A 13,680-nucleotide genomic window follows, 5' to 3' on the forward strand; every position below is an offset into this window, starting at 1 on the left:
TGTAATATCATGGATTTTGAAAAATTATTAAAAGAGTTAAAAGAAGAAATTGTTGCCGATGCCAAAGAAAAATTTGGAGATGAAGGCAAGCTGATTGTTGATGATATGAAAGACTATCTAAAATCTTCAGAAGAAAAATTAAAAAAATGGGCTGGACTTTTTATTGCAGGTGCTATTGATAAAGATGAGTTGGAATGGTTGTTAAAAAGCCAAAAAGATTTATTGGTTATGAGGGCTCTGGTAAAAGCCGGAGTTAACAAAATAAAAGCGGGACACTATAAAAACAGGGTTATCAGCATTGTTTTAAATAAGCTTGTAGGGCTCATCGTTTTGTAAAAACAGGGCATGTTTAAATCGGCAACAGTAGATAGGGCAAGTGCTAAATCAAGCAACGATTCATCTCTTTTTCATAGAGAAACTGAGCATGATGCTTTTATACAGCCCAAACTGAACATTGGAAAACCCAATGATAAATATGAAGTTGAAGCCGATTTAATTGCAGATAAGGTTGTAAATAAAACAAGTCTGAATGGTGAATCATCTTTCTTTTCACCAGCTACAACCATTCAGAAAAGAAATCTACAAAGACAAGAAGACACAGAGGAAATACAGGAAAAACCTATTGCAGAAACCATAACACCACTGGTTCAATTAGAAACTGCAGAAGAAGAAGAAGAATCTGTTCAGGAAAAGACTGATGGTACTGTACAAAAAAATGAAGATGAGGAAAATGTACAAACCAAAATAGAACGTCCTAGAAGCTCAGTTGCTACTATAGCCAATCGTATCCGGCAAGGTCGAGGCAATGGCAGACCACTCGCAACCGATACTCAAATGATGATGGAACGTGGTTTTGGAGCCGATTTTAGTGGTGTTCGAATTCATACGGATGCGGCATCGGTTTCCATGAATAATGATTTGGGAGCAAGAGCATTTACCAACGGAAATGACATTTTTTTTAACGCAGGTGAATTTGATCCCCAATCTAGAAATGGGCAAACCTTATTGGCACATGAGCTCACACATACCATTCAGCAAGGTGCTTCCACTACAATACAAGAACCTGAAGTAAATCCTGCGGCTACTTTGGCAGATCCCTTAGTTGAACAGGAGGGCGAAACAACTGATAATTCTATTGACGATGTGACTGAGGCAGAACCAGAATTGCTCGAAGCCGATACGAATATTGAAACTGAAGAAGATGTAATTGCTGAAGAAGGGCAGGAACTTCTTGAAAATACTGAAAACATAGGAGGTGCTGGAGAAACTACTGAACCTATCGAAGCATTTCCAATGTCTCCTGAAGAGGATCCAGCATTCAATGCATTAGAGGCTAGAGTTGAAAGAGCAGCTCAAGATCAGGAAACTACAAATCCAGCAGAACAAGAAGTTCGAGCCGCTCAGGTTGCTGCCGCTGTTCCTCCTAATGAGCGCATGGGTGGGGCACAAGCAAATCAGGTGGCAGTAATGGACGAGCAGGAGCCTGAGGAATTTGATGCCGAAGCGTTCAAGGCACGACTTATGGAGCGCATCGAAAGCATGCAGCTTCCAGAAAATCAGGAAGAAGCTACCGAATTTGAAGATAATAACAATATTCAAGAAATAAGCGATGCTGCCTCTGAGGATGCCTCCCAAGCACAACAAAACACGGCGGGTCCAATCTCTGAAGCAACAGCAGTCGAGCCAAACGTGGAAGCTGTTCCTGAGCGTGAGGTCATTGCCTTACCAGAAGCTCCAATTGGGCAAGTGCCGTCATCTGTAAGTGCCAATGCCGCTATGCCCAATCCGCGACCTGATAGCCAAGTGTCGCAGCCGCTTCGGGAAAACATGCAAGAAGTCGATCAGCAGATGATAGACAATGAGGTTACGGAAGAACAATTGGCAAGATCCAATGAGCCAGAATTTACAAGTGCTTTGGATTCAAGAAGCGAAGCTAGAGCCAATGCGGAAACAGCACCTTCGCAATTTAGGACACAGGAAACGCAATCGCTTAATGGGTCTCGACAGCAAGCTGAAAACACAAGTCAAGGGACACTTGAAGGGATGCACGACGATCGTAGTACTATCTTAAATGAGGTGGTCGGTCAGCAAACAGAAACTGGATCCCAAAACACCACAGAAAGAGAACGCATCTCGAACGAGATCAATGGCATTTATGAAACCACAAAAACAGATGTTGAAGCCATTCTCGAAGATCTTGACGCGAAAGTTACCGAAAAATTTGAGGCCGCAGCAAAACGGGCAAAGCATAAGTTCGAAAATTATGTGCAGCAGAAAATGGATGACTATAAAGACAGGCGTTATAGCGGGCTAAGAGGGGCGGCAAGATGGGTAGTCGATAAATTCAAAGGGCTTCCAGATGAGGTCAACCAATTCTTCGTAGAAGGTCGTCTGTTATACATCGCTGAAATGGATGTGGCCTTGACAGATATCTCAAATTACATCGGGCAACGTCTAACGGAAGCTAAAAATAGAATCCAAGAAGGTAAGCAAGATGTTACAGATTATGTAGAAGAATTACCTGAAAATTTACAATCTATAGGTGAAGAAGCCTCGGAAAACATACAGGATAAATTCGACCAGCTTACGGATGATGTCAATGCCAAACAAGATGAACTCATAGATTCGTTGGCACAACAATACAATGATAGTCTTTCGGAACTTGATGCACGTATCGAAGAAATGCAGGCCGCCAATAGAGGTTTGATTGATATGGCGTTAGATGCTATTAATGGCGTAATTGAAACCATCAGAAAACTCAAACAGCTTATATCAGACCTGTTATCCGAAATACAATCGTCCTTGGCAATTATCATGGCAGACCCAATCACGTTTGTGTCCAATCTGTTTGACGGTGTTAAGCAAGGGTTCGATAATTTCAAGACCAACATTGAGACCCATCTTATGGCTGGTTTTGTGCAATGGTTAACAGGTGCATTGGGGCCAATTGGCATAACCATTCCTGAAAATCTATTCAGCCTCAAAGGTATTTTCAGTTTGGTTATGCAGGTTTTGGGACTAACCTGGGATTACATGCGCCAAAAAGCGGTTAAACTTTTAGGCGAACCCGTGGTTCGTGCGATGGAATTCGGTCTTGAAATGTTCCAAATTATAAAAGAGAAAGGCGTCGAAGGCATTTGGGAATACATTAAGGAGCAGTTTACGGACCTTAAGGAAACTATTATTGATTCCATAAAAGAGATGCTCATTGTCCAAGTAATCCAAGCAGGTATTAGATGGTTATTAAGCCTGTTGATTCCGGGAGCAGGATTTATAAAAGCCATCATGGCGATCAAGGATTTTATTGTCTTTTTTGTGGAATCTGCATTGATGCTCATTCCAGCATTAATCGAAGCTATTAGAGCCATGGCTTCCGGAAGTATGGCTTTGGTTGCCACGGCTATCGAAAGGGGATTAGCCTTATTGGTCCCATTGGTTATTAAATTATTCGCACGCATTATTGGCTTGGGTGGCTTGGTACAGAAAGTACAAAAGATCATTAAGAAAATACGAAAACGTATAGATAGGGCTATTAATAAATTGATATTGAAGGCGAAGAAGGCGGCTAGGAAACTGTTGAGAAGATTAGGGATTGGTAGAAGTGGTGAAGAAGATGAAGGAGATGAAGATGTGAAACAATTGGCTGAACGACGTGTAATTGAAGGTCTTGGTCAAGATTTTACTATTGAAAGAGCAAGACAGATAGTGACTCGGGTCCTTGCTGACTTACGTCCTCAAGGATTAGATGATTTGCAAGTCAATCCAATTCCTGATTTTGAAGGTGAATTTTATTTGGATGCTACAGCAAGTCCATTGTCCCATTTATTGAAATTGCGACCAAAGATTAAAAATACACGACCAGCCGTTACCTTAGCCGCAAGAATTACTCTTAATCCTGAACAGACTTTTCAAGTCGCAACAGAGAATCGAGAAATTATACCGGGATATGTTAGGCCATATGTGGTAGAAGATCAGCCTGGTATCGAAAGTGGTACCGTTGGAACAAGGGAATTCCCATCAAGACATCCTCAAGAAGGAACTTTTGATTTTGCTAGTTTAGCAACACGAGGACGAGTTTCGGGAGGTGTAGGTGGGGCTATTTTAATCCCGAGTACACCTTCTCATGTGATAGAATTATTAACCTGGAGCAATGGGGGAATCCAAACCAATGTATGTCATAATGATAGCCATGCCGAACACCAATTTGTGGAATGGTTTAGTGCGCAATCAACCAGCTTTAGGGCAGGAATTAATCAGGTTGAATTAAGCCTTCAATCTCTTAGTCCATGCGCTTTTTGTGTGTCTGATCTAATCAGAATAATTAATGATTCCAACCTAAATTCTTCAGCGGTTTTTAGCATTTCATGGTCCAAGGTTTTCGTAACAAAAGGTGTTTGTAGAGAATTGGATTCCACAGATGAATCTTTAAATAGGTTGAGAAATGCTGGTTGGAATATTTCGGGGCCAATGCCTTCAGGAGAGGCCGCAACATCAGAAGAAATGACCATTGAACAGATACAAAGCACTTAGTTTATGCCAATAACTAAATATTATAAAACGAGTATTAATGATTATAATGTAATGTCAAAGAATATACTTTAAAAAAATAAAAGAAATCTGATCGTTATATGTAAAAGCCACATATTTAATAGGTGTTGAGCTTGGTCAGCCTTTAGTATCAGGTTCAAAAAGTACACCAAAAAATATAAGCTGTAAAAAGTAAAAATGCTTAGAAATTGTATGTTAAATCGCTTCAAATTGCTAAAAATTTAAAATAACACCATGCATCAAACCAAACAACAAAACACCAACAAAACCCTCTCCTATTTAAAGAGTGCCATCGAATTCCGTTTTGACAGCGAATATGGTGATGCCTTGCCTATACCTCCAAAAGCCTTAGAGATTGACGACTCTCATCTTTCAAAATTGATTGCAACCCATGACTTATCAGAAACAGAAACCATTATCTTGCTTATCGCCTTGGTGCCTCACATAGCACCTAATTTTTTTAATAGTATTATTTCACAATATTTACCTCATGGTGGTGAAATCCCAGAGTTTGGTGGTGTTAAGGCTAAGAACCATCGGGGTATCTTACCAACCGGCGAAACCGTACAATTCATTTTAGCTGGTAACGATATGGAACAGCGTAACGCATTGCGTGGCCTATTTAACGAAGACCATGTATTTGCAAAAGAGGGTATCCTTTATCTTGGGGATGTCCCTAAAGGTGAACCGACCATGAGTGGCCGACTAATCCTTGAAGAAGAGTTTGTTCAGTTATTTACTACAGGCAAAATTCTGAAACCAAAAATGTCCAGGGATTTTCCTGCCCAACGTATTGAAACAGATATGGAATGGAACGATTTGATTCTGAATGAAAAAACAATAGAACAGATCAAGGAAATAGAGACTTGGCTTCAATACAACGACATTTTGCTTAATGATTGGAATATGAAAAGCCGTATCAAGCCAGGCTATCGTGTTATGTTCCATGGGCCGCCTGGGACAGGGAAAACCTTGACAGCCAATTTACTCGGTAAATACACAAAGCGAGATGTGTATAGAATAGATTTGTCATTAGTGGTTTCAAAATACATTGGCGAAACCGAAAAAAACCTGTCCAAACTTTTTGATAAGGCAAAAAGCAAGGATTGGATTCTGTTTTTTGATGAAGCCGATGCCATCTTCGGAAAGCGTACCAATGTGCGGGATGCCCATGACAAATACGCCAACCAAGAGGTCTCCTATTTATTGCAGCGTATAGAAGCCCATCCGGGTTTGGTTATTTTAGCTTCTAATTTTAAAAGCAATATAGATACGGCATTCACAAGGCGGTTTCAGTCTATGATTGAGTTTGAATTGCCAACCTCTCCAGAACGATTGGCACTTTGGAAGAATAATTTACCTCGAACCATTAGGGTTGAAAAGTCAATGGACTTGGATGAGTTGGCAAAAAAATATGAAATCACCGGAGCCAATATTGTAAACGTTATTCAATATGCCTGTTTAAGGACTATTTCAGAAAAAAGTAAGTGTATCCTAGAAGTCCATATTCTAGAGGGTATAAAGAAAGAGTACCAAAAAGAAGGCAAATCTTTATATTTATGATTTTTTTTTGTCAGAAACTTGTATAGGCTACTGAAAATCAATATATTTATAATCCTTAATGTACTAGTGCTTAGCAACTTAATTTGTTGATGTATTTTACAAAACTTAAAATTTCTCTCATTTTTATTTTAAAACTCCCTCAAAATCTACAAATTAGATTGGCTAATTAAATAGTTGGAACTTAAAATTGTTTTGCTTTCATGCAAAGTCGATTACTTAATGTAACATTTAATTTTACTTGTTTATGGGTTGTAAAAATAATCATAGGAAGTTTAATGATTTTAGTAATGAATTTGACCAGTTCAAGATTTCAGATTTAACCAAGGCCTGCGATTGTCTTGATAATTTGAAGATCTCAATTTATTCACTTGAAAAAGATAAATTTATTTATAGCAATTTGGCATTAAAAAAAATTATTGGAAATCATTCTACTAAAATGTTAAATAAGAGTTGGGATTTTTGGTTTGATATTGTTTGTAAAGACGAGTTGTTGTCTGTGAAAAAAAAGATAAAAAACTTTTTTTCAATACCTTATCTTAAAACACCATATGTTTTAAAGTACCATATCATAGATGAAAATGGTCAAAGGCTTCTATTAAGACATGAACTATTGCTTTATTATTTAGAGGGAAATATTTTAGGAATCAATTATTTTTTTGATATTACAGAGAAGGAAAAAATTGAGGACTATTTTAAAGTGGTCAATAATACAAGTAAAGATTTTCAAGAAAAAAAGAGTTTAATTTCTCCTAGAGAAAAAGAGGTTTTAATACTTGTTGCTGATGGGTTTTCTTCAAAACAGATAGCCGACATGCTTTTTATTAGTAATCATACCGCTATAACACATCGTAAGAATCTAATAGAGAAATTTAAAGTAAAAAATACGGCCCAACTCATTAAAAAGGCATCAAGAAATATAGAGTTATGACGAATTGCTTTCACTCTTCTCCTTTCAATTAAAAATAAGAGCGACTAGTTTCTCGCAATATTTGTTATATCATTTTTGGGATATTTTATTTATAACCTGTATTTTGAATGGCATTTGGATTTAAAGCTAATTCTATCTGAGGAATTGGAAAGATATATTTATAAGATTGATAATTTTTTTGATGTTGAGGGTTTTTTAAATTGAAATCATCAATAACACTATGCAATTTTTGAGTTCTAATCAAATCGTCTTTTCTGTGACCTTCGAAACAAAGCTCTAAACGTCTTTCGTCAAGTACGGTATTTAAGAATTCTTCTGAACTAATCCCTGGGTTTATGTCGTTTTCAGAGTTTCCAAAAGCACGTCTTCTTACTTGATTAATAGCATCATAAGCAATACTTGTTGGACCATTAACAGCATTTTCTGCTTCAGCAATCATCAATAGCACATCGGCATATCTGAGATAGGGGAAGTGAAACGAGACCTCTTTTTGGTAGTTTTTACTAAATTTATAAGGTCGCCAATTAATACTATTGTCTTCATTTTTGGACACGCCATTTTCATAAGTAAATGGTGCAATGTTTTCAAAAAACCTTGAATCTTTAACATTCATAGGAAAAGATACTGGGCTATTTAAGTCATTAGGGTTTTCAAAGTAACTTTCTATAAAACTTGGGGTTAATATAAAATGGTCTCTTTCAGTTGCTCCCATTGGGCCCCAATTAACCCAATCCCAACTGTTTTCATTTGAATTACCAGTTAGCTTAAAATCAATTTGAAAAATAATTTCGGTATTGTTAGAATTCTTTTCTGCGTTAAAATTGTCTTTATAATTGGGTGTTAATGCATACGAACCTTTTAGCTTATTAAGCTGGATTAAAGCGGTTTCATATTTATTGGTCATGAGCAAAGGAAAACCAGCCATTTGTAAATAGACCTTGCCTAATAATGCTTGTGCTGCCGAAACAGATGCTCTATTTTTTGGTAGCGAAACTCCAGAAAGGTTTAGCTCTACATATTTTAAATCTTTTTCTATTTGCTCATACGTCTTTAGTTGATCTTGAACGACAGTATTATCATTTAGATTTACATCAGTAGATGTTACCAATACGGGGTTTCCATATAATTTAATCAAATTAAAATATGTAAGAGCTCTTAGAAATCTAAATTCGGCCATGGCCACATTTGGTTTAGTACCTATTTCTGTTGTGAAATCAGAATCTTCAATGGCCTTAATACCAACATTCATATTCCTAATTATTTTATAATGATTGGTCCATATATCTTCTATAATTTTATCGTTAGTGTTAAAATTATAAGTATTTAAATCTCTAGTGGGTGGGTTTAATTTATTATTGGTAGTTATAATATCTGTACCAATATCTCCCCAATAGGAAGCATATCCAATAGCATTAAATACATCATCCATGAGTAAGCTATTATATGAACTCAATAACAAAACGTCTATATCTATAATGGATGGGAGTACGGGATTTGGTGGATCTACTTCAATGGTTATTTTAGCTGTTTTATTTAATTCAACCGTTACGTTTTCTTCAAAAACAACATCACTTGTGGGGACTTTTACGGAAATCATGTGGTTTCCTATTTCTATATTTTCAAATTTCACAATTCCCGTTATTCCTGTGGTTAGCGCATTAGAAGAAGAATTAAGAGCTACAACAGCATCAAATACGGGTTTGTTGGTGTCTTCAAAAACAACAAGCACCTCTATGCTTCCTTTTTGTTCTTCAGTAGATATACTATCCTTGGAGCATCCCACTAATGTTGTTATGAAAATTAAGAGGGTAATTATTTTGTGTTTCATTTCACATGATTTGAAATGTAAATAAAGTATAAAAAATTAAATAAAAAAAATCTGACAATCATAAATTGTCAGATTTTTTAGTTTGCATAAATTGTGGAGTCGGAGACAACGACGAGAATCTGAACTTGATAGTGTTCATAAGGCTTCTGAAAGGTGCTGTTTTTAGAGGTAACCGAATTGGTCTCGATTTAGCAAACTTTAACGTTTGGTTTCTATTTCTGATGTCAAAATATAACAAAACACTTCAAATTCTATTTTTTTGATTTGCAATTCGCGATTTGTGAATTGGAAATTAGTTTTTGAATAATGACAATCTTCTTAAAATAGAAAAGTAAAGATTTTCTTGATTCTATATGGAATTACATATACTTTTACTTTCAATTCCTAAGCGTTGGAAGTAGGGCTTTATTAACGGCATGATTTTTTTATACCCTTTAAGGTATATTTAATAATTATTATTGTAAATTATACCTAATGAGGTATAAAATTCATATATTGCATCATCTTACACCTTTATGGGTATAATTATGAAAGATTGGAACCGACATAACGCTATTGCTGACTTCGTTAGAATAAGCAGAAAAGAAAGTAAATTGACACAATTAGATTTGTCTGACCTGACTGGCGTTGGACTTCGCTTTGTGCGCGACCTAGAGCAAGGAAAACCAAATTTAATGACCGATAAAGTAAATCAAGTATTACTATTTTTTGGTCATCAATTAACACCAACACCTATAAGCGATGAGACAAGGAGAAATTTGGGTGAGTAATCAAAAAGCAGGAATGCTTACTGAAAATGACGAAGGTTATTTATTTCAATATGATAAAACCTATTTGGCATTGAAAAATGCAACACCTGTATCATTAACGTTTCCGTTACAAGAAGCAGCCTTTACATCAGATAATTTATTCCCTTTTTTTGACGGACTAATTCCAGAAGGATGGTTGCTAGATATTGCACAAAAAAATTGGAAACTCAACCCAAGAGATCGCATGGGATTATTACTAACCACCTGTCGTGATTGTATAGGTAACATAAGTATTATAGAAAATGAGTAGTTGTTTAGCCTGCCATAAACCATTAGCATCAGGAGATCATCGGTATCACCCTGCTTGTCTTGTTCGTTTTTGGGAAAAGGATACACCTGTATTTCAATTGGAATATGATATATCACAAATAAATGAGCTTGCTGAAGAAAACGTTGCACAGCGTATTATAGTAACGGGTGTACAGCCTAAATTGTCAATGGGCTTTGCAAAAACAGCTACAGAAGAGCGCTTAACCATAGATGGTGCTTTAAACGGAAGATATATCTTAAAACCACCTTATTCTGCTTATCCACAAATGCCGGAAATAGAAGCTTTGTGCATGCTAATGACACAGGCTTGTGGCATTGAAACCGTTCCCTTTTTATTACTACCCTTAAGAGGTGGAGAGTTGGCTTACATAACGAGACGGATAGATCGTAATGCGCAAGGCGATAAGTTTGCTATGGAAGATGCTTGTCAATTTAACGAGCGACTAACAGAGCATAAGTACAGAGGGTCTTACGAGCAAATTGCCAAAGGCATAATCGCTTATTCAAAAAAAACCTTAAAGGACGTGGTTCGTTTCTATGAACAAGTAATTGTGTCTTTTTTAATAGGAAATAATGATATGCACTTAAAGAATTTTTCGCTTATAGCGAAAGAGTTCAACCAATATGAGCTCACACCAGCTTATGATATGATTGCTGCACAATTATTATTACCCGACGATCTAGACGATTTAGCGTTGAATCTTAATGGGAAAAAGCGAAAACTAAAACGAAACGATTTTAATGAAGCCATGTTAAAAGCACATATACCAGAAAAAGCAATTGAAAATCTTTGGAAGCGTATTGAAAGAGGAATGAGTGAATGGTCTGGATTAATTGAACGTAGTTTTTTAGATGATGAAAGAAAAACAAAATTTAAAGAATTAATAAATAAAAAGATAGTGCAGCTAGAATTTACTGTAACTATTTAAAAAGAAAAAAATCGATAATAATCGTATTTTAATTATAAATAATTAATGCAAAGAACAACCATAAAACTAGCCCAACTCGAAAGCTTTCTAATGAAAGCAGCAGATATTTTACGTGGCAAAATAGATCCATCTGAATATAAAGAATACATCTTTGGAATGCTATTCTTAAAGCGTATGTCTGATTTGTTTGATATCGAAATGAAAGACTTAGAAAAGAACACTCACATTTAGATGATGATACACTAGCTGAAATATTAGAAGACCCAGAAATATATGGTACTATATTTTTTGTGCCACCAAGAGCTAGATGGAATACTGGGTTTATAGATGAAAACGGTACAGAACATCCGCCATTAAAGCACTTATTTGAGTAAAAAATCAAGATTTAAAGAGGATTATTATATAATTGAAGGAACGGTAAAATCTAATAAAAAAGGAAGTTGCCTTTTTTCTTAAATATAGCAATAATTTGGACATGTCCACCGAAGCCTTTTTGGTTAACATTCCAATCATTTAAAAAATAAAATAAGTAATAAAAAAAAAGCCCTCTTTCGCTTAAAGCTACAGAGGGCGAAGGTGGAGTCGGAGAGAATCGAACTCTCGTCCAAACAAGTAATCAAAGAGCTTTCTACACGTTTATTCTTTTCTTGTTTTTTCGATTGCAAGATGGTTAAAGACAACCTACTTACAACTTAGCTTCTTTAGTTTCAAAAGGGCATCAAAGCACTACCCAATCTATATTGACATTTACGATGCCTCAAAAAGGAACGCCGTCAATCAAGGCTTTCCGGAGACATTTAGCCTTCCTACCTAGTAGGAACGAGCACGAATCTTACTGTAATTCAGATTATGCAGCTAAAGCGTAGTTATTCTCGCCGTTTAAAATTTGGTCTAGCCTTTTACGTGTTTCAATGCCATTACACGACGTGCTTACCGTTCAATTAATCTCGCTGTCAAAACCAGTCGACCCCTTCAATGAGATAGGTACGCTTTGCGTACCGTAATCGAATTAATCCCGAACTTGTTTCGGGAGTTCAAAGATAATAGTAATTATGGCGTTACCCCAAAGGGTCGGGCTCTCGGCAGTCGCTTTTTTGTGTTGCATAGGTGCAACAACACAAAAAGAGCTTCAACAATGCCTCCATCCCTAACGCGGACGGCAAATTTACCAAAAACTTTGCAAATCATGCCAAATCCAACTAATTTAGAACAAAAATTATTCCAAATGCATATTAAATTCGCCATCATCAAAGAACGTAAAAATCCACCAGACCGTCGTGTAGTATTTTCACCATCAAAATTAGTAGAAGCAAAAGCCCGATTTCCTGAAGCTGCATTTAAGGTAGAATCGTCTGATATTCGGGTGTTTACAGATTTAGAATACGAGTCAAAAGGGTTTGAAGTTTCAGAAGATGTTTCAGATTGTGATGTGATGATAGGCGTAAAAGAAGTGCCAATAGAAGCATTAATTCCAAATAAAAAATATTTTTTCTTCTCGCATACCATAAAAAAACAACCTTATAACCGCAAACTTTTAAAAGCCATTTTAGAAAAAAACATCGAGTTGTACGACCATGAAACCATTGTAAACAAAGAAGGATTTCGATTAATTGGTTTTGGGCGATACGCAGGAATTGTGGGTGTGTACAACGGGTTTAGAGCTTGGGGCTTAAAATTCAACTCTTGGGAACTACCAAAAGCAGGGCCGTTACCAAATCAAGCGGCATTAATAAATGAGTTACGTAAAATTGAAGTTCCAAACATAAAAATACTATTAACAGGTAGTGGAAAAGTAGCAAACGGTTCTCAAGAAATGTTGGATGGCATGAACATTAAAAGTGTTTCTGTTCAAGACTATTTAAATAAAACCTTTAATGAACCTGTATATTGTAAGATAGATGTGTTGGATTATAACAAGCGAAAAGATGGAAAAGTAATTAATGATGTGTTTGATTTTTTTAACCACCCTGAAGCTTATGTCTCCAACTTTATGCGTTTCGCGAAAGTAACCGATTATTTTATCGCTGGTCATTTTTACGGCGACGGCGCACCCTATTTATATACAAGAGAGGATGTGAAATCACCAGATTTCAATATTAAAGTAGTGGCAGATATTAGCTGTGATGTAGATGGACCAGTAGCAACAACACTTCGAGCATCAACAATAGCCAACCCTATTTATGGCTATGATCCACAAACAGCATCTGAAATAGATTATAAGGATGAAAATGCCATAGTCGTTATGGCGGTCGATAATTTACCTTGTGAACTCCCAAAAGATGCCAGCGAAGGCTTTGGAGATATGTTTTTGCAACATGTTATTCCAGCATTTTTTAATGGAGATAAGGATGGTGTTTTGCAGCGCGCAAAGATAACCGAAAACGGAGAGCTAACAAAGGGCTTCGCTTACTTAAAGGACTATGCCTATGCAAGCGAATAGAAGCCTCGGTTTATAGGGTACTTCGATTTCCTAAAGCACGTTTATAAGCCAAAAAGAGACGCTAAAAACGGCCGTATAGAGAAATAGCAATACTAACTCTAGTTTGTGTTTGTTAATAAATTTCATTTACTTTTTTTAGAATGCCATCAATTAGTTTGAAGGTCTTAAAGTAAAAATTTTATCATATGGTGTGTTTTTAGTTGTTGTATTAACACAACAATAACCAAGTTAACTTTGGGTAAGTAGATTTTAGGGCTTATTTTGCTGCTAGAGTACAAGCATAATAAGTGTATTTCACCTATTAAAGGTGGTATAATAAGGTAAGATTTACGTCTTCCCTTACTTAAATATACACTTATTCCTTG

At 36.3% G+C, this 13,680-nt stretch carries 10 protein-coding genes and 1 other RNA gene; 9 read left to right on the forward strand and 2 right to left on the reverse strand.

Annotated elements, in window-relative coordinates:
- The first annotated feature begins 9 nt into the window (after window positions 1-9).
- From ABXQ82_RS04090 to ABXQ82_RS04105, 4 genes are all read left to right on the forward strand, one after another.
- On the forward strand, window positions 10-336 hold the full coding sequence (locus tag ABXQ82_RS04090) for a hypothetical protein (RefSeq protein WP_367055264.1): 327 nt from the start codon (window positions 10-12) through the stop codon (window positions 334-336).
- Window positions 337-345: 9 nt separating this feature from the next.
- On the forward strand, window positions 346-4,530 hold the full coding sequence (locus ABXQ82_RS04095; protein ID WP_367055267.1) for a DUF4157 domain-containing protein: 4,185 nt from the start codon (window positions 346-348) through the stop codon (window positions 4,528-4,530).
- Between the two features lie 252 nt (window positions 4,531-4,782).
- Window positions 4,783-6,111, forward strand: a complete 1,329-nt coding sequence (locus ABXQ82_RS04100; protein ID WP_367055269.1) for an ATP-binding protein — start codon at window positions 4,783-4,785, stop codon at window positions 6,109-6,111.
- A gap of 397 nt (window positions 6,112-6,508) precedes the next feature.
- Entirely contained in the window at window positions 6,509-7,039 is a 531-nt protein-coding gene (locus ABXQ82_RS04105) for a helix-turn-helix transcriptional regulator (RefSeq protein WP_367055272.1), read from the forward strand.
- 85 nt (window positions 7,040-7,124) lie between these two features.
- Here the strand turns inward: ABXQ82_RS04105 and ABXQ82_RS04110 are convergent, their stop codons facing one another.
- Window positions 7,125-8,867: a RagB/SusD family nutrient uptake outer membrane protein gene (locus ABXQ82_RS04110; protein WP_367055275.1), complete on the reverse strand. Its 1,743-nt coding sequence runs from the start codon at window positions 8,865-8,867 to the stop codon at window positions 7,125-7,127.
- A 527-nt stretch (window positions 8,868-9,394) separates the two neighbouring features.
- Here ABXQ82_RS04110 and ABXQ82_RS04115 point away from each other — a divergent pair.
- Genes ABXQ82_RS04115 through ABXQ82_RS04130 form a run of 4 tightly spaced genes read left to right on the forward strand, consistent with a single transcriptional unit; the run spans window position 9,395 to window position 11,106 of the window.
- A complete protein-coding gene (locus ABXQ82_RS04115) occupies window positions 9,395-9,637 on the forward strand; it encodes a helix-turn-helix transcriptional regulator (RefSeq protein WP_367055278.1) in 243 nt (80 codons plus the stop codon).
- Window positions 9,609-9,926, forward strand: coding sequence for a HipA N-terminal domain-containing protein (locus ABXQ82_RS04120; RefSeq protein WP_367055281.1), 318 nt, complete (start codon window positions 9,609-9,611; stop codon window positions 9,924-9,926). The genes ABXQ82_RS04115 and ABXQ82_RS04120 overlap by 29 nt, the downstream gene beginning before the upstream one ends.
- Window positions 9,919-10,875, forward strand: coding sequence for a HipA domain-containing protein (locus tag ABXQ82_RS04125; RefSeq protein ID WP_367055284.1), 957 nt, complete (start codon window positions 9,919-9,921; stop codon window positions 10,873-10,875). Before ABXQ82_RS04120 ends, ABXQ82_RS04125 begins: the two co-directional genes overlap by 8 nt.
- A 45-nt stretch (window positions 10,876-10,920) precedes the next feature.
- Window positions 10,921-11,106, forward strand: a complete 186-nt coding sequence (locus ABXQ82_RS04130; RefSeq protein ID WP_367055287.1) for a type I restriction-modification system subunit M N-terminal domain-containing protein — start codon at window positions 10,921-10,923, stop codon at window positions 11,104-11,106.
- 343 nt (window positions 11,107-11,449) lie between these two features.
- Here ABXQ82_RS04130 and ssrA read toward each other — a convergent pair.
- Window positions 11,450-11,846, reverse strand: a transfer-messenger RNA (tmRNA) gene (gene ssrA, locus ABXQ82_RS04135).
- Window positions 11,847-12,106: 260 nt separating this feature from the next.
- On the opposite strand from ssrA, the gene ABXQ82_RS04140 reads away from it, so the two are divergent.
- Window positions 12,107-13,315, forward strand: a complete 1,209-nt coding sequence (locus tag ABXQ82_RS04140; protein WP_367055879.1) for an NAD(P)-dependent oxidoreductase — start codon at window positions 12,107-12,109, stop codon at window positions 13,313-13,315.
- Window positions 13,316-13,680 lie beyond the last annotated feature (365 nt).

The organism is Algibacter sp. 2305UL17-15 (assembly GCF_040720935.1).
Lineage (GTDB): Bacteria > Bacteroidota > Bacteroidia > Flavobacteriales > Flavobacteriaceae > Jejuia.

Excerpts from the sequence above, each read along its gene's own strand:
- ABXQ82_RS04110 (WP_367055275.1), bottom strand. The coding sequence starts at position 8,867 with ATGAAACACAAAATAATTACCCTCTTAATTTTCATAACAACATTAGTG.
- ABXQ82_RS04120 (WP_367055281.1), top strand. The coding sequence starts at position 9,609 with ATGAGACAAGGAGAAATTTGGGTGAGTAATCAAAAAGCAGGAATGCTT.
- ABXQ82_RS04115 (WP_367055278.1), top strand. The coding sequence starts at position 9,395 with ATGAAAGATTGGAACCGACATAACGCTATTGCTGACTTCGTTAGAATA.
- ABXQ82_RS04100 (WP_367055269.1), top strand. The coding sequence starts at position 4,783 with ATGCATCAAACCAAACAACAAAACACCAACAAAACCCTCTCCTATTTA.
- ABXQ82_RS04125 (WP_367055284.1), top strand. The coding sequence starts at position 9,919 with ATGAGTAGTTGTTTAGCCTGCCATAAACCATTAGCATCAGGAGATCAT.
- ABXQ82_RS04130 (WP_367055287.1), top strand. The coding sequence starts at position 10,921 with ATGCAAAGAACAACCATAAAACTAGCCCAACTCGAAAGCTTTCTAATG.
- ABXQ82_RS04090 (WP_367055264.1), top strand. The coding sequence starts at position 10 with ATGGATTTTGAAAAATTATTAAAAGAGTTAAAAGAAGAAATTGTTGCC.
- ABXQ82_RS04095 (WP_367055267.1), top strand. The coding sequence starts at position 346 with ATGTTTAAATCGGCAACAGTAGATAGGGCAAGTGCTAAATCAAGCAAC.